The 16508-nt window shown below is 73.2% G+C and carries 12 protein-coding genes; 9 read left to right on the top strand and 3 right to left on the bottom strand.

The window, feature by feature from the left end; translation table 11 throughout:
* Positions 1-42 precede the first annotated feature (42 nt).
* Complete coding sequence (locus HAV40_RS07710) at positions 43-2820, top strand: glycoside hydrolase family 9 protein (RefSeq protein WP_166380190.1); 2778 nt, start codon at positions 43-45, stop codon at positions 2818-2820.
* A 48-nt stretch (positions 2821-2868) separates the two neighbouring features.
* Here HAV40_RS07710 and HAV40_RS07715 read toward each other — a convergent pair whose 3' ends face one another.
* Entirely contained in the window at positions 2869-4674 is a 1806-nt protein-coding gene (locus tag HAV40_RS07715) for a glycoside hydrolase family 15 protein (protein WP_166380191.1), read from the bottom strand.
* 173 nt (positions 4675-4847) lie between these two features.
* On the opposite strand from HAV40_RS07715, the gene HAV40_RS07720 reads away from it, so the two are divergent.
* The 4 genes from HAV40_RS07720 to HAV40_RS07735 all read left to right on the top strand — a co-directional run bounded on the left by HAV40_RS07720 (position 4848) and on the right by HAV40_RS07735 (position 8572).
* Positions 4848-6008 carry a hypothetical protein gene (locus tag HAV40_RS07720; protein WP_166380192.1) on the top strand — a complete coding sequence of 387 codons (1161 nt, stop codon included), beginning with the start codon at positions 4848-4850 and terminating at the stop codon, positions 6006-6008.
* Positions 6009-6107: 99 nt separating this feature from the next.
* A complete protein-coding gene (locus HAV40_RS07725) occupies positions 6108-6947 on the top strand; it encodes an alpha/beta hydrolase (RefSeq protein ID WP_239085709.1) in 840 nt (279 codons plus the stop codon).
* A 94-nt stretch (positions 6948-7041) separates the two neighbouring features.
* A complete protein-coding gene (locus tag HAV40_RS07730; protein ID WP_166380193.1) occupies positions 7042-8289 on the top strand; it encodes a cation diffusion facilitator family transporter in 1248 nt (415 codons plus the stop codon).
* A gap of 37 nt (positions 8290-8326) precedes the next feature.
* Complete coding sequence (locus tag HAV40_RS07735; RefSeq protein ID WP_166380194.1) at positions 8327-8572, top strand: DUF6458 family protein; 246 nt, start codon at positions 8327-8329, stop codon at positions 8570-8572.
* Positions 8573-8638: 66 nt separating this feature from the next.
* Here the strand turns inward: HAV40_RS07735 and HAV40_RS07740 are convergent, their stop codons facing one another.
* Positions 8639-9382: an ABC transporter permease gene (locus tag HAV40_RS07740; RefSeq protein WP_166380195.1), complete on the bottom strand. Its 744-nt coding sequence runs from the start codon at positions 9380-9382 to the stop codon at positions 8639-8641.
* A gap of 12 nt (positions 9383-9394) precedes the next feature.
* Positions 9395-10129, bottom strand: a complete 735-nt coding sequence (locus tag HAV40_RS07745; protein ID WP_166380196.1) for an ABC transporter ATP-binding protein — start codon at positions 10127-10129, stop codon at positions 9395-9397.
* 134 nt (positions 10130-10263) lie between these two features.
* Here HAV40_RS07745 and HAV40_RS07750 point away from each other — a divergent pair, with 134 nt between their 5' ends.
* The 4 genes from HAV40_RS07750 (at position 10264) to HAV40_RS07765 (ending at position 16497) form a co-directional block, all read left to right on the top strand.
* Entirely contained in the window at positions 10264-12279 is a 2016-nt protein-coding gene (locus tag HAV40_RS07750) for a sensor histidine kinase (RefSeq protein ID WP_239085708.1), read from the top strand.
* On the top strand, positions 12243-12890 hold the full coding sequence (locus HAV40_RS07755; RefSeq protein ID WP_166380197.1) for a response regulator transcription factor: 648 nt from the start codon (positions 12243-12245) through the stop codon (positions 12888-12890). The genes HAV40_RS07750 and HAV40_RS07755 overlap by 37 nt, the downstream gene beginning before the upstream one ends.
* A gap of 107 nt (positions 12891-12997) precedes the next feature.
* Entirely contained in the window at positions 12998-13453 is a 456-nt protein-coding gene (locus HAV40_RS07760) for a hypothetical protein (protein ID WP_166380198.1), read from the top strand.
* 2 nt (positions 13454-13455) lie between these two features.
* Positions 13456-16497: a M48 family metalloprotease gene (locus HAV40_RS07765; RefSeq protein ID WP_166380199.1), complete on the top strand. Its 3042-nt coding sequence runs from the start codon at positions 13456-13458 to the stop codon at positions 16495-16497.
* The last annotated feature ends 11 nt before the right edge of the window (positions 16498-16508 follow it).

Here is a 16508-nt window from a genome sequence, read left to right on the forward strand (position 1 = left end):
GCACACCACCGCCGACCATCCAGCCGATCACTGGAGTCCATGATGAGACGCCCCTCCCGACGACTGCGCGTGGTGCTCGCCACGGCCGTCGCCGCTCTCCTGCTACCGCTGCCCGCGGCGCCCGCGGCGGCCGACGTAGACACCAGCCCCGTGCGGGTCAACCAGATCGGCTACCTCACCGGAGCCGACAAGATCGCCACCGTGGTCGCCACGGGCGGCGCCCGCGCCTGGCAGGTGCGCCGGGCCTCCGGCGGCACCACGGTCGCGTCCGGGACCACCAGCGTGTACGGCAACGACCGCGCCTCCGGCGACGCCGTGCAGCAGGCCGACTTCAGCGCGCTGACCACGCCCGGCGACTATGTGCTCTGGGTCGACGGCGTCGGCACCAGCGTGCCGTTCACCATCTCGGCGTCGTCGCTCTACCCGGCCCTGGGCCGCGAGGCGATGCAGTACTTCTACTTCCACCGCATGGGCACCGCCGTCGACGGGCAGTACCTGCAGAACGCCGGGCACGGCCACGCCGCGCTGCACCCCGGCGACGAGTCGGTGCCCTGCTTCAACAACTGGTGCGGCAGCCAGCGCCTGAACGTGCGCTACTCCTGGGCCGACGCCGGCGACTTCGGCATCTACGCGGTCAACCACGCCGTGTCCGCGTGGACGCTGCTCAACCTGCTCGAACGCGAGCCGGGAGCGTACGGCGACGGGTCGCTGGCGATCCCGGAGCGGGCCAACGGCCGCCCGGACGTCCTGGACGAGGTCGAGTTCGGCTCGCGCTGGATGGCGGGGCTGCTGCCGTCGACCGGCCTGGCCTCGCACAAGGTGCACAACCACGCCTGGAGCGCGTTCCCGGTGACCTCGGTCGACTCCGAGAACGGGCTGGCCCGCTCGGCGATGGGCCCGTCGACCAACGCCACGTACGCCGTCGCGCGGACCAACGCGCAGCTCGCGCGGGTGCTCGCACCGTACGACGCGGCGCGCGCGGCGACCCTGTGGGGCATCGCGAAGGACGCCTGGACCAGGGCCGAGGCGCAGCCGAACGTCGACTACAACGAGTCCTCCGACGCCGAGGGCGGCGGCGACTACGGCGACAGCAAGAACAGCGACGACCGGTACGCGGCGGCCGCCGAGCTGTACCTGACCGCGCTCAAGCGCACCGACACGGCGCTGTCGGGCTACCGCAGCGCGGTGACCGGGTCGGCGCACTACCGGGAGATCGGGCAGTTCGACTGGGCCGAGGTCGCCGCGACCGGCACCCTGTCGCTGGTCAGCGTCGCCAACGACCTGCCCGCCGCCGACCTGGCCACGATGCGCGCCAACGTGCGCGGCTTCGCCGACCAGATCGTCACGACGCTGCGCGGCGAGGGCTACCCGTCGCTGATCGGCGGCGCGCAGGCGTACCCGTGGGGATCGAACTCGTTCATCGCCAACCGGATGCTGGTGCTCGGCGTGGCCTATGACGACTCGGGCAGCCTGACCTACCTCAAGGCGCTGAACTACCTGATGGGCAACAACGCGATGCGCCTGTCGTACGTCACCGGCTACGGCGAGTACAGCGAGAGCGACCTGCACGACCGCTGGGCGTGGGGCAAGTACCCGGGACTGGCCTACCCGAAGGGCTGGCTCGCCGGCGGCCCGAACAACGAGCTGATCAACGACCCGGCCACGCCCACCGGCCGCCCGGCGGCCAAGTCGTACGCGCCGAAGAACACCGCGCCCGACGCGTGGGGCTCCAAGGAGAACACGATCAACTGGAACGCCCCGCTGGCCTGGGTCGCCACCTACCTGGACCGCAACGCGGCCGACCTGACCGGCGGCACCGACGTCACCCCGCCGACCGTGCCCGCGAACCTGCGCGTCACCGCGACCGGCACGTCGTCGGTCTCGCTGGCCTGGGACCCGTCGACCGACAACGTCGGCGTCGTCGGTTACGACGTCTACCGGGGCACGGCCAAGGTCGGCACCCCGACCGGCACGTCCTACACCGACACCGGCCTGTCCGCGTCCACGGCGTACCAGTACACGGTCCGGGCCCGCGACGCGGCCGGTTACGTATCGGCGGCGTCGTCGCCGGTGACCGCGACGACCCAGGGCGGCGACGTGCAGCCGCCCGCCACCCCGGTCAACCTGCGGGTCACCGCGGCGGGCAGCGCCACGCTCACCATCGCCTGGGACGCGGTGCCGACGGCGGTCGGCTACGCCGTGCGGCGCGGCGGGGTGCAGGTCGCGGTCGTGACCGGCACGTCGTACACCGACACCGGCCTGAGCCCGAACACGGCGTACACGTACACCGTGCAGGCCCGCAACGCCGCCGGTGACGCGTCGGCGTGGTCCGCGCCGATCACCGCGACCACGACGAACCCACCGACCGGCGGCGGCCTGGCCGTCCGCTACAAGAACAACGACGGCTCGCCGACCGACAACTCCATCCGGTTCGGCGTGCAGGTCGTCAACACCGGCACGGCCGCGCTCGGCCTGACCACGGTCACCGCCCGCTACTACCTGACCCGCGACGGGTCGGCGGGCGTGACGGTGTACTGCGACTGGGCCCAGCTCGGCTGCGGCGGCGTACGCACCACCGTGGTGAACCTGGCGACCCCGGTCGCCGGGGCCGACACCTACGTCGAGATCGCGTTCACCGGCGGCACCCTCGCCGCGGGCGCGTCGACCGGGGAGATCCAGCTACGGCTGCACAGGGCCGACTGGGGACCGTTCAACGAGGTAGGCGACTACAGCCGGGGCACCAACACCGCGTTCGCGGACGCGCCCACCATCCCCGGATACACCGGCGGCGTGCTCTCCTGGGGCACCCCACCGGCGTGACCGGACCGCCCGGGGCTCCTCCCGCCAGGGGAGCCCCGGGCACCTCCGTCACTCGCGGGGCCGGTTCTCCTCCGGGCCCATCGCGTCGGCCAGGTGGCGCGCGGTGTCGATCAGCGGCACGTGGCTGAACGCCTGCGGGAAGTTGCCGACCAGGCGGCGCGCGTCGGAGTCGTACTCCTCCGACAGCAGACCCACGTCGTTGCGCAGGGCCAGCAGCCGCTCGAACAGCTCGCGGGCCTCGTCGACCCGCCCCATCAGGGCGTAGTTCTGCGCCAGCCAGAACGTGCAGGCCAGGAACGAGCCCTCGCCCGGCGGCAGACCGTCCACGGTGGTGTCGGGATGCTGCTGCGGTTGCTGGGTGTAGCGCTGCACGAAGCCGTCCGTCATCAGCTCGCGCTCGATCGCCGCGACCGTGCCGCGCACCCGCTCGTCGGTCGCGGGCAGGAAACCGACCAGCGGCACCATCAGCAGCGACGCGTCCAGCTCCACCGAGCCGTAGTACTGCGTGAACGTGTTGCGGATCGGGTCCCAGCCCTTGGCGAGGATGTCGGCCCGGATCTGCTCGCGCAGCTCCCGCCACTGCTCGACCGGGCCGGTCTGGCCGAACTGCTCGGCGTCCTTGACCGCGCGGTCGGCGGCGACCCAGGCCATCAGCTTCGAGTGGGTGAACTGCTGCGCCCCGCCGCGCACCTCCCAGATGCCGTCGTCGGGCCGGGTCCAGTTCTCCGACACGAAGCTCATCAGGGCCCGCTGCAGATCCCAGGTGTGCTGGTCGTACTCCAGCCCGGCCTTGCGGGCCTGGTGCAGCGCGTCCATGACCTCGCCGTACACGTCGAGCTGGAACTGCTCGGAGGCGGCGTTGCCGATGCGCACCGGCTTGCCGCAGTAGCCGGGCAGCCACTCCGCGATGCGCTCGGTCAGCAGGCGCTCGCCCGCGACGCCGTACATGATCTGCAGCTGGGACGGGTCGCCCGCGATCGCCCGCAGCAGCCACGACCGCCAGGCCCGCGCCTCGTCGACGAAACCGGCGTACATCAGCGACTGCAACGTGATCGTGGCGTCGCGCAGCCAGCAGTAGCGGTAGTCCCAGTTGCGCACCCCGCCCAGCTCCTCGGGCAGCGACGTCGTCGCCGCGGCGACGATGCCGCCGGTGGGGCCGTAGGTCAGGGCCTTGAGGGTCAGCAGCGAGCGGATCACGGCCTCGCGCCACGGGCCCTCGTACTTGCAGCCCGCGATCCACTCCTCCCAGTAGGAGACGGTGCCCTCCAGGGCCACGATCGGGTCCACCGGGTGCGGGGTGGGCAGGTGCGACTCGCGCCAGGTCAGCACGAACGGGACGTGGAAGCCCGCGCCGACGCTGAAGTCGGCGACCGTGGCCAGGTTCTCCCCGTGCAGCGCGACCGGGGTCCGCAGCCACACCGCGTCCGGCCCGGCGATCGCGACGGTGTCGGTGTCGACGCGGCGCACCCACGGCACGACGTGCCCGTAGTCGAAGCGCAGCCGCAGGTCCATCCGCATCGGCACCCGGCCGTGCACGCCCTCGACGATGCGCACCACGTCGGCGGCCTCGCCCCGCGGCGGCATGAAGTCGACCAGGCGTACGGTGCCCTCGTCGGTGTCGAACTCCGTCTCCAGCACCAGCGTGTCCCCGCGGTAACGCCGCCGCACCGCGCGGATCGGCGTCGCCGGGGCGATCTGCCAGCGGCCGTGTTCGGGCTCGCCCAGCAGCGCCGCGAAGATCGCCCCGGAGTCGAACCGGGGCAGGCAGAGCCAGTCGATCGACCCGTCGTTCCCGACGAGCGCCGCGGTCTGCGTGTCCCCGATGACCGCGTAATCCTCGATACGAAGTGGCATGGCACCGACGTTACCCGCGTACGCCCAGGTCTAACGGTTCCGATCCGGACGTTACCGGGGCAGGCTTCACGGCTGACGGGAGGTCACTTGAGCGATTGCTCAAAAGGCACTATCCTCGGGCTTGAGCGAGTGCTCAAAGAGCCGCGCCGCCCCTGCCGATCACGGAGACCGCCATGAGCCAGCTGCCCGAGCCGTACGCCTCGCCCGACGTCACCGCGTCGGCACCCCACGCGCCGCGCCGCCGCGGTGCTGCCCGGTGGGCGATCGCGGGCTGTGCCGCGCTGCTCGTGACGGGTGTGGCCGTCAGCGCGTCGCAGCCCGGTGACACCGCCACCGGTCCGGCCACACCGAGCCCGGGTGCCGCCAGCAGGTCCGCGCGGGTCGCAGATGTCCCGGTCGTTCCGGTCGCGTTCGGCACGACGCCGCCCGCGCAGGCTCCGGGCACCTTCGACCCGCTGGTGCGCTTCGCGCGGTTCGGGCGGCTGCCCGCGGGCATGGTGCCCCGCACCACCGTGGTGCAGGCGGGGCAGCGGGGCGGTTACACCATCGAGGCTGGGCTACCGGAGCGCAGCCTCGGTGCGCAGGTGGCGGTCACGTTCTTCCCGAACGGTGTCGCCCCGCACCGCGACTGCCACGCCGCCGCGAACATGGTCCGCCCGCCCGCAGGGACGAAGCCCTCACCGGCTGCCCCGGCCGCCGCACACGTGCACGGCAAGCCCGCGAAGCTGGTCGACGGGCGGCTGCGCTGGGAGTACGCACCCGGCGCGTGGGCCGAGGCGGTCGGCAAGGACCTCGCCGCAGGCGCCGGTGACGACCCGGTGGCGAACCTGGACCTCTTGGCCCGGATCGCCGACGACCTGCACTACGGCGTCGAGTCGCTGCGCTTCCCGCTGGTGGTCGGCGGCGTCCCGGACGGGCTGCGGCTGGCCGTCGCCTCGGTGACCGAGCGTTCCAAGGTCGGCTGGGGCAGCGTCCTGATATTCACGGCTGGGCCCTACTGCCACGGCAGTGCGACCCCACAGGCCACGCTCGCGGTACGCGCCGAGGCGATCATCCCCGGATACGGCTGGACCGGCGACCGCAGCAACGCGACCGTCGACGGCCGCCGCGCGATCAAGCAGCAGTCCCCGACCGGCGCGACCGACCTGGCCGTATACGGCGACCCCGGCCCGTACGTCATCGTCTCGTCCAGCAATGAGGAGACCACCCGCCTGGCCGGCGGCGACGGCCTCATCCCCTTCTACCGCCACATTCAGATCCTCGGCACGACCACCCTGACCACCCTCGCCCACCCCGCCGACCAGACTTCCTGGACCACCGCCCCCACCCGCTGACCCCCGCCGAAGGAAGGGCACCTTCCCATCGCCGTAGGCTCGACGGCAGCGGTCATGGGTCTGCGGACGCGGTGCGGGCCGACGGGGGAGAATGGGGCCGTGCTGAAGGCCTCGTCGCTGGTACGCCCCGCGCTGATCGTGCTGCTGGTCATCGCGGTGCTGGTGACCGCGCTGTGGCTGCTCCAGCGGCGGCTGGTCTTCCTGCCGGACACCGCGCACCCCGGCCCCGCCGCCCAGACCATCCCGGGCGCCCGCGACGTCACCCTGCACACCGCCGACGGGCTGGCGCTGACCGCCTGGCTGGTGCCGCCGACCGGCGCGGACCGCGACCTGACCGTGCTGGTCGCACCCGGCAACGCGGGCAACCGGGCGGGCCGGGCCACGATCGCGCAGTCGCTCGCCGCACGCGGATTCACCGTGCTGCTCATGGACTACCGGGGGTACGGCGGCAACCCGGGCAGCCCCAGTGAGGCCGGACTGGCCCTGGACGCCCGCGCGGCCTACCGCCACCTCGTCGATGTCGAGAACAAGCGCCCGGACCGGATCATCTACTTCGGTGAGAGCCTGGGCGGCGCCGTCGTCACCGGCCTGGCCGCCGAGCACCCACCCGCCGGGCTGCTGCTGCGCTCGCCGTTCACGGACCTCGCCGCGACCGCCGCCGAGCACTACCCGTTCCTGCCGGTACGCCTCCTGCTGCGCGACCGGTTCCCGGTGGCCGAGCAGATCGCGGGGGTCATGGTGCCCACCGCCGTCGTGTACGGCACCGAGGACTCGGTCGTGCCCGCGGAGCAGAGCCTCGCGGTGGCGAAGGCGGCGGGCGGCGCTGTGGAGATCTCGCCTGTCGAGGGCGCGGACCACAACGACGCGGTGCTGTTCGAAGGCGGCGAGTTGATGGCGGCGGTGGACCGGCTCGCCGACCGCATCGAGGGCGAGCCCTGATCCCGGAGGCCGCCGGCTCGCTCGACCGGCCGTGCTGGCGTGCCGGGAAGCGCGCACGATCGACTTCTGCTTAAGTGAGCGCGGGAGGTACGCCATGAGCGAGGATCACCGCCACAGCACCGGCCATGCGCACAGCAACGGCCACGGGCACGGTGGACCGGCATCCGGCGACCACGACCACGCCGGGCACGACCACTCCGCCAGCCACGACCACGGCGCCAGCCACGACCACGGCGACGCGCACGATCACGCGGACCGGCACGATCATGGCGACGATCACGCCCATGGCCATGACCACCCGCACGGCGGCGACCACGGCGGCCTGTTCTCGCGGCTCAAGCACCAGGTCGGCCACCTGTTCAGCCCGCACTCGCACGACTCGGCGGACAAGGTGGACTCCGCCCTGGAGTCGTCCCGCGAGGGCCTGCGCGCGCTGTGGATCTCCCTGGTGGTGCTCGGCTTCACGGCGGTGCTGCAGGGCGTCGTCGTGTACTTCTCCCACTCCGTCGCGCTGCTCGGCGACACCTTGCACAACGTCGCCGACGCGCTGACGGCGGTGCCGCTGGGCGTGGCGTTCCTGCTCGGCCGCCGCAGCCCGACCCGGTCCTACACGTACGGCTACGGCCGCGCCGAGGACCTGGCCGGCATCTTCATCGTGCTGACCATCACCGCGTCGGCGGCGCTGGCCGGGTACGAGGCGTTCCGCCGCCTGCTCGACCCGCAGCCGGTACGGCATCTGGGCTACGTCGCGGCCGCGGCGCTGATCGGGTTCGCGGGCAACGAGCTGGTGGCGCGTTACCGCATCGTCGTCGGGCGGCGGATCGGCTCGGCGGCGCTGGTCGCGGACGGGCTGCACGCCCGCACCGACGGGTTCACCTCGCTCGCGGTGCTGCTGGGCGCGGGCGGTGCGGCGCTGGGCTGGTGGTGGGCGGACCCGGTGGTGGGCCTGCTCATCACGGTGGCGATCCTGCTGGTGCTCAAGGACGCCGCGCGGGAGGTGTACCGGCGGCTGATGGACGCGGTGGACCCGAAACTGGTCGACGCGGTCGAGCAGACGCTGCGCGCCACGCCCGGCGTGGTGGACGTCGGGGAGGTGCGGCTGCGCTGGATCGGGCACCGGCTGCGGGCGGAGTGCGCGGTGGCCGTCGACGCCGAGCTGACCGTGGTCCGCGCGCACGCGATCGCGGTCGACGCCGAGCACCGGCTGCTGCACGCGGTGCCCAAACTGACGGCGGCCATGGTGCACGCCGATCCGGCCGGGGCGCACGCCGATCCGCACGCGGCCCTGAGCCACCATCGCGACCCGGGAAACCGGGTTGGCGGCGCGCACGACCGGGTATAGCCGCTGGCGAGGCGAAGGTCGCCAGAAGGAGGCTGACATGGGTATCGGCGCGAGTTTGTTTCTGATCGCCCTCGGCGCGATCCTCACGTTCGCCCTGGACGTGAGCATCAGCGGGCTGGACCTGGACGTGGTCGGCTGGATCCTGATGGTCGTCGGCGTGGTCGGGATGATCCTGACCCTCACCATCTGGAGCGGCCGCCGCCGCAGCGTGGTGACCACCACGCCCGTCGAGCGCCAGGTCATCCAGGAGGACCGCGACCCCGTGCCCCCGGGCACGCTCTGACCGTCATGCGAGAAGGCGGGGCCCGTCGCGGGCCCCGCCTTCGTCGGCTCCGGTCGGCGCCGACGGTCACTGCCAGCGGAACAGCCGGATCGCCAGGACGCCCGTGACCACGATGTAACCTGCGGTGACGGCCAGGTGCAGGGGCTGCGGCCAGTCGCCGTACCAGGCGTCCTGCATGGCCTGCGACGCGGCGCCCAGCGGGGTGAAGTCCGCGACGCGCCGGGCGCCCTCCGGCATCATGTCGCCGGGCGTCCACACCCCGGCGAAGAACAGCATCGGGAAGTACACGAGGCTGCCGACGCCCGCCGAGGCGCGGGAATTGGGCGTCACCGCGGCGATGAGCAGCGCCAGCCCGATCATCGCGGCGCTGCCGAGCAGGAACGCGACCAGCAGGCCCGGCCAGTTCTCGGGCCCCCGGCTGCCGAACGCGACGGCCGCGGCCGCCATCATCAGCGCCGAACCGGCCAGCAGCGCGCCGATGTTCACGATGAGCTGCGCGCCGATCAGCGCCGACGGCTTCACCGGGGTGGTCGCCAGCCGCTTGAGCACGCCGCGCTCGCGGTACTGCGAGAGCACGGTGAGCAGGCTGGTCATCGTGACGGTGCCGACGGCCAGGGCCAGGACCACGGGCAGGTACAGGTTGATGGGCAGCTCGCCGCCGAAGTCGGCGGACGGCTCGCTGAACGCGGGGATGGCGTTGCCGAGCACGACGATCAGCACGGCGGGGAAGGCGAGCGCGAAGAACACGCTCATCGGCTCGCGCAGGAACAGCCGGGCCTCGCTGCCGGCCAGTCGGGTCAGGGTGGACATGGTCGCTCCTGTTCAGTTGTCGCGGCCGGAGCCGGTCAGGGCGAGGAACGCGTCCTCGAGGTTGGCGCGGTAGCCGTCGACGTCGCCGACGTTGGCGATCAGCGCCGCCGGGGTGTCCAGCGCGACGATCTTGCCGCCGTCGAGCACGGCGAGCCGGTCGCAGAGCCGCTCGGCCTCGTCCATGAAGTGCGTGACCAGCAGGACGGTCACCCCGCGGTCCCGGATCTGGCGGATCAGCTTCCACGTCTCGCGGCGGGCGTGCGGGTCCAGGCCGGTGGTCAGCTCGTCGAGGATCGCCACGCGCGGGTTGCCGATCAGCGCCAGCGCGATCGACAGGCGCTGCTTCTGGCCGCCGGACAGCTTCGCGTACGGCATCCGGACCTGGTCGGTCAGCCCGACCGCGGCGATCAGCTCCCGCCAGTCGGCGGGGTCGGGGTAGAACGAGGCGTACAGCTGCATGGCCTCGCCGACGCGCAGCCGGTCCTGGAGCTGGCTCTCCTGCAGCTGCACGCCGATGAGCCGGCGCAGCTGCTCGCGCTCGGTGCGGGTGTCCAGGCCGAGCACGCTGATGCTGCCGTCGTCGGGGGTGCGCAGGCCGGAGATGCACTCGACCGTCGTGGTCTTGCCCGCGCCGTTCTCGCCGAGGATGCCGAAGATCTCGCCCTCGGCGACGGTGAACGAGACTCCGTCGACGACCGTGCGGTCGCCGTACCGCTTGCTGAGCCCGTTGACTTCGATGACTGTCATGCCGACAGACAGTAGGTCTGCGGGGCGAGCGCCGGTATGCGGCTGCGCGCCGAGCGGGGGTGTAGGAAACCCCACCCCGGCCGGAGGCCTTCGCCCAGTGCGGCGACCGTGGCCGATCGGCGACGATGTGTCGCATGATCCGGTCGTACGCCCTCGCCCCGCTGCGCTGCGTCGCTCTCGCGCTGCTCGCCGTCCTCGGCTGCGTCGCCATGCTGCCGCTGATGACGGCGGTCGGCGCGGTCGTCACCTACCCGTACGTGCTGCAGCTGGTGCGCCGGATGGCGGGCCTGTCGCGGCGGCTGGCCAGCGCCTGGGGCGGGGTGCGGATCGACCCGCCGTACCGCGCCGGTCCGGCTCCCGCGCCGGCACGCCGCCCCGACGGCTGGTACGAGCTCGACGGCCAGCTCTACAAGACTCAGCGCTATCCGGCCTTCTTCCTGCGGATGAAGTGGCTCGGCGACGACCCGGCGTCGGCCCGGGACTGGACGTGGCTGGTGCTGCTCGCCCCGCTCGGCGGGGTGGTCGTGCTGCTCGCCCCGGCGCTGGTCGTGGCGGGACTGCTGCTGGTGGCGAGCGTGACCGCCCCGGGCCGCCGGGCGCTGGCCGCCACCGGGCTGACCGACCTGGTCACCTGGCCCGATGTCGTGGTGCCGGGCTGGGCCGTGGCGGCCGCCGGTGTCGGCGCGGTGGCGATCGGCGTGCTCGCGGGGCCCGCGCTGCTGCGACTGCACGGCCGCTGGGCCCGCGTCTGGCTCGGGGACCCCTATCTGAACTGGTGGCAGCGGTCCGGGATCGGTGCGTGGCTGCGCCGCGGCGGCCACGACGCGTGGAAGGCGGCGCTGCTGCTCGGGCTGTCGCTGACCGGGTTCGCGGTGTTCCTGCTGACCCTCCTGCTGACCCTGGTCAGCGGCGGGTTCGGCATCGCCTGGCTGGCGTACGCGATCCGGCCGATGGTCAACCACTACCGGCGGCTGTGCGTGGAGTGGGGCGGCGGCGCACCGCTGCCCGAGCCGTACCGCCAGCGCGAAGACGTCTCCGAACCCGGACCCGACGGCCGCTACCGGGCCGGGCGCACCCTCTACGCCACCCGCGACGGGGCCCGCCGGGCCGGCTTCTTCCCGTGGGTCCTCGGTGACCCGGCCACCTGGCGCGACCTGGCCTGGATGGCGACCGCGCCGCTGACGGCGCTGCCCGCCGTGGTTCCCGGCGCGCTGATCGGCATCGGCTACTTCGGCCTGTTCTGGCAGGTGGTGTTCTGGCCGCTGTGGGCCGTGCCGCTCGGCCTGATCACCGGCTGGTGGGTGAGCCCCTGGTACATCTGGCAGCTGTTCACGCTGGGTATGCCCGCGGCCGACGCCGTGCCGGGCTGGGTGTCCGTGCCGATCGGCCTCGCCCTCGGCCTGCTCGGCGTGCTGCTGGCCAGGCCGGTGCTGCGGGTGATCACCGGCTGGGCGCGGCTGCTGCTCTCCCCGAGCCGCTCGGCCCGGCTGACCGAGCGGGTCGAGCACCTGGCGCAGACCCGCCGTGATGCCGTCGACGCGCAGAGCGCCGAGCTGCGCCGCATCGAACGCGACCTGCACGACGGGGCGCAGGCCAGGCTGGTCGCGGTCGGGCTCAGCCTCGGCACGGTCGAGCAGCTGATGGACCGCGACCCGGCCGCCGCCCGCGCGCTGCTCGCCCAGGCCCGCGAGACCTCCGCGGCGGCGCTGGCCGAGCTGCGTGACCTGGTCCGCGGCATCCACCCGCCGGTGCTCGCCGAGCGCGGCCTCGCCGACGCCGTACGGGCCCTGGCCCTGGACGCGGCGCTGCCGGTCGACGTGCGCGCCGACCTGCCGGGGCAGCCGCCGTCGCCGGTGGCCACGGCCGCGTACTTCGCCGTCGCCGAGGCACTGGCCAACGCCGCCCGGCACGCCCAGGCCAGCCGGGTCGGCGTGGACATCCGGCATACCCGCGGGCTGCTGCGGGTCACGGTCACCGACGACGGGCGCGGGGGAGCCGAGCCGTCGTACGGCGGCGGGCTGCACGGGCTGCGACGGCGGCTCGCTACATTCGACGGAACCCTCGCCCTGCACAGCCCGCCGGGCGGCCCGACCGTGCTGACCCTGGAGATACCGTGCGCGTTGTCCTCGCCGAGGACCTCTACCTGCTGAGGGAGGGGCTGGTCCGCCTGCTGGAGGCGCACGACTGCACCGTCGTGGCCGCCGTGGAGACCGGCCCCGACCTGCTCGACGCCCTGCTGACCCACCGGCCGGACGTGGCCGTCGTCGACGTGCGGCTGCCGCCCACCAACACCGACGAGGGGCTGCAGGCGGCGTTGACGGCACGTCGGCAGGTGCCGGGGCTGCCGGTGCTGGTGCTGTCGCAGCACGTCGAGCAGCTGTACGCCCGCGAGCTGCTGGCCGACGGGACGGGCGGGATCGGATACCTGCTCAAGGACCGGGTCTTCAACGCCGACCAGTTCCTCGACGCGGTGCGCCGGGTCGCCGGGGGCGGCACGGCGATGGATCCGGAGGTCATCGCGAAGCTGCTGCAGCAGCCCACCCGCAACGTGCCGCTGGCCCGGCTGACGGCGCGGGAGCGGGAGGTGCTGGAGCTGATGGCCGAGGGGCGGTCCAACGCGGCGATCGGGCAGCGGCTGTTCCTGTCGGACAGCGCGGTCGGCAAGCATACGGCCAGCATCTTCGGCAAGCTCGACCTCGCGCCGTCCGACGACGACAACCGGCGGGTGCTGGCGGTGCTGGCCTATCTCGGGGCGGGCTGACCGGGGCTCAGCGTGCCGAGTCTGCCCGGCTCGCTGCAATTCTCCACGTCTGTCAGTAAATCGACAGCTGCTGCTGACATAGGGTGACCGGAACCTATCCTTCCGTGGTGGACCCCGACATCATCGCCGCCGAACAGGACCTGGCCCGCCGGGTCGCCGCGCTGGTCGCACCCGAAGAGGACGAGCTGTTCACGGTGCTCGACGGGGTCTACCGCAAGGACCCCGCCCGGCTCACGGCCCACGGGCCGGGCAGCGACGAGATGCTCGGCTTCGGCGTGGAGACGCTGGCCGCGCTCGTCACGCCCGTGGTGCTGGCCTCGGTCACCGAGGTCGTGCGCTACCTGACCGAGCAGTACGGCTCCACGGTCCGGGCCAGGCTGTCCCTGCGGCGCGCCCGGCCAAGCGCGGCCGATGCCGAACCCGCCGTCCCGCACCTGGACGACGCCCAGCTCGCCCACGTCCGTGCCATCGTGCTCGACAAGTGCGCGCAGGCGGGACTTGAGGAAGGCCGCTCGCGGCTGCTCGCCGACTCCGTGGCCGGCGCGCTGCGCGACGCCGTATGAGCATGACCGCAGCCGGGCCACACCGGCCGGTCTCCGCCGTCGTCTCCGGCACCACACTGCGCTTCGTATCGCTGGTCATGGCCATCATCGGCACCGGCACCTTCGCCTTCAGCGTCGTGTACACGCGGTTGCCGGGCAACGCCGGGCTGAGCATGATGACGTACGCACGCTGCAACGAGCTGCGGCGGCCCGGCCAACTCGGCCTGACCCTGGACCCTGCCGCGATCGAGGCCGCAGAACGCGACTCGTTGCGGGCCAGCCGCTGCCTCGAGGCGATGGAACTGGCCCAGACAGCCTGGATCATGGCCGGGCTGGCGCTGCTGCTGGCCGTGGCGTTCGGCCTCTACCTGGCCGCGCCGTGGTGGACCCGGCGGCGGGCCGGACTCGTGCCGATCACCGCCGACGGTTTCCCTCGCCTGCACGCCGCGCTGAACGAACTCGTGACGGACAGCGGCCTGCGCCGACCACCCCGGTTCGTGCTGGCACCGCACGCCGCCGTACGGGGCGGGCTGGCCTTCGGCCGGGCGGGACGCTACTGGGTCCGGGTGAACGCCGGGCTGGTGCCGCTACGGGTCACCGATCCCGCCGCGTTCCGGGCCGTGGTCCTGCACGAACTGGCCCACCTGCGCAACCGAGACGTCGACATCGCCTACGCCACGATGGCTCTGTGGCGGGCGTTCGTCGCGGTGGCGCTCCTGCCGATGGCGGTCGCGATCGTGCAGCCGAGGATCCTGACCGACCCGCTGAGCGCCCCGTGGGTGAACCCCGACTACCCCCGCGATCTGCTCAACACCGGCAGCCGCACGGTGCTGTTCGTGCTGATCGTCTACCTGGTGCGAAACTCCGTGCTGCGCACCCGCGAACTCCTCGCCGACGCCCGCGCCGCCGAGCACGGCGCGGCCGACGGACTGCGCGCGGTGATGGCCGCCGCCGCAGCGCGGAGAACCAGTCCGTCGTGGCTGCGCCGGTTCGGGGTGCACCCTGCCGTCGCGGCGCGGCTGCGGGCGATCGACCATCCGCTCACGACGCTGCGCCCCGGCTTCGCTGAAATGTTCGGGGCGGGCATGACCACCATGCTCGCGGCGGGGTCGCTGACCCTCGTCGGCGGTCTCGGGCTGCCCCACGACGGCACCCCGGCCGGCCGCTACATAGCCTGGCTGCTGGCGCCGGTCGTGGTCGGTGTGCTGGCCATGGCGGCCTGGCGGGCCGAGGCGCTGTCGCCGCGCGCCTCGGTGCTGCCCGCCGCGCTGGGCTTCAGCCTGGGCTGCCTGCTCGGCGACCTGGCCTCGGTCCTCAACCTCGGCGGCATGTGGGGCGTGTTCGGCGGACCGGTCGGCAGGGGCAGGATGGCCCTGGCCGGCAGTGTCGAGGTCGGCAATCTCAGCCTGACCGCGGGCCTGGTCGGCGCGACCGCGTTCACCATCGGGATAGTCCTGGTGGCGGCCGCCTGCGCCGCCGGTGCCCGCGCCTGGCCGCCCGGCGGGTACGGCCGGTGGGCCTGGCTGGCCGGTGCCGCCGCCACGGTGACCCCGTTCGCCGTGTGGTTCGGCATCTGGCTGGAATTACGGCCCGCGCCTTTCCTGATCGGCCGGTTCTACCACCTCACCGCAGCCGACTTCACGACCCTGGGCGAACGGCTCTGGCAAGGGCCCGGGTTCGCCCTGTTCTCCGCCGTCTACCCGCCGTTGCAGCTGTTCGCGGCCCGGCCGCTGGTCGTGCCGGCGTTCGTGGTGGCGTGCCTCTACCCGCTCGCCGCGCTGCTGCCCCGCCGGGTCGCCGTCCGCCCGGCCGATGCCGGGGCAGAGCCGGTGAACGGCCCGCCTGCCCCCGAGCCGGGTCCACCGGGCAGGCGCGGAGTGCGCTCGGCGGTGCTGACCGGGCTGGCCGGTGCAGGGGCGTTCGTCGTCCTGACACTGGTGCTGCGCGCCGTGCTGCACCAGGCCGCCTACGACGCGCCGGGGATCGTGTCCTACCACTCGTACGCCCAGCTCGCGCTGGCCATCGCCGTGCAGGCGGTCGTGGGCGGGGTGCTGGCGGCCCGGCAGCGCCGAGGGCTCATGCTCGGGCAGGTCGCGGCCCTCACCTGTGCCGCCGCGGTGATCGTCGGTGAGCAGGGGGCGTCGGTGCTCGGCAGGTGTGTGCCGCCGCTGCGGCTGCGCGAGGGCACGTGCAACGCCGGGATCGACCTCGCCTACGCGGACTTCCTGCTGGACGCGGTCGTGGTCCAGGGTGTGCTGGGCGCGCTCGCCGTCGGAGTGCTCGTGCTCCTGCTCAAGCGGGCGGCCGCGGTCTTCCCCGGCCTGGTGCCGGCCCGGCCCCGGGTCCGGTCGGCGATCCTCACCGCCACGACCGCGGTGCTGGTGGCCGTAGGCGTGGCCGCGGGCAGCACCCTGACCGCGATGACGGACACCCCGGCGGCGGTGGCCGTCCCCGCCCCGACCCGGTCCGGCGCTGCAGTGGCCCGCGTGCTGACCCAGGCCGAGGTGCAGCGGGTCGCCGACGCCGCGCGTCCCGTGCTGCCCCGGCACTGGCGCACCCTGCCGGAGTCGACGAGCAGCGGCACAGCGGTCCTCGACGACCCTGAGCACTGCACGGCGCTGGTGGACGAGGAGTACCTGACGGGCCGGGACGGTCCGGAGCCGGTCGTCGCCCACGGCCGGTGGACCGACGGCGACAAGATCACGACCTCGTCGATCAAGGTCACCGTGCGCTCGTATCCGCAGCCGGTGCCCTCGGCGATGTTCACGGCCGCGGAGAACGCCCAGCAGGCCTGTCGCCGGTTCACCTACACGACCGGGGAGGGGATGCAACTGCACTACACCGTCAGTGCCGTAAGCCCGCCCGCACTGGGGGACCAGGCCTGGCGGGTGGACCTCGCGATGACCGCCGAGTCCTCGGGAATGTCGTTCCAGGGCGCGCTCGTCATCGTGCTCATCCGCATCGGACACACCCTCGTACAGGTCACCTACGACGCGTTCAGTGAGCCCGTCGACGAGGAACTGCTCCGCAAGGTGCTGGACAGCGCGGCCGGAGCCGTGCCGTGAGAACGGGCCTC

Source organism: Catellatospora methionotrophica, from assembly GCF_011297335.1.
GTDB lineage: Bacteria > Actinomycetota > Actinomycetes > Mycobacteriales > Micromonosporaceae > Catellatospora > Catellatospora methionotrophica.

Bases quoted from the DNA above. Each gene is read 5' to 3' on its own strand.
- HAV40_RS07710 (WP_166380190.1), top strand. From the start codon at position 43: ATGAGACGCCCCTCCCGACGACTGCGCGTGGTGCTCGCCACGGCCGTC.
- HAV40_RS07715 (WP_166380191.1), bottom strand. From the start codon at position 4,674: ATGCCACTTCGTATCGAGGATTACGCGGTCATCGGGGACACGCAGACC.
- HAV40_RS07720 (WP_166380192.1), top strand. From the start codon at position 4,848: ATGAGCCAGCTGCCCGAGCCGTACGCCTCGCCCGACGTCACCGCGTCG.
- HAV40_RS07730 (WP_166380193.1), top strand. From the start codon at position 7,042: ATGAGCGAGGATCACCGCCACAGCACCGGCCATGCGCACAGCAACGGC.
- HAV40_RS07735 (WP_166380194.1), top strand. From the start codon at position 8,327: ATGGGTATCGGCGCGAGTTTGTTTCTGATCGCCCTCGGCGCGATCCTC.
- HAV40_RS07740 (WP_166380195.1), bottom strand. From the start codon at position 9,382: ATGTCCACCCTGACCCGACTGGCCGGCAGCGAGGCCCGGCTGTTCCTG.
- HAV40_RS07745 (WP_166380196.1), bottom strand. From the start codon at position 10,129: ATGACAGTCATCGAAGTCAACGGGCTCAGCAAGCGGTACGGCGACCGC.
- HAV40_RS07750 (WP_239085708.1), top strand. From the start codon at position 10,264: ATGATCCGGTCGTACGCCCTCGCCCCGCTGCGCTGCGTCGCTCTCGCG.
- HAV40_RS07765 (WP_166380199.1), top strand. From the start codon at position 13,456: ATGACCGCAGCCGGGCCACACCGGCCGGTCTCCGCCGTCGTCTCCGGC.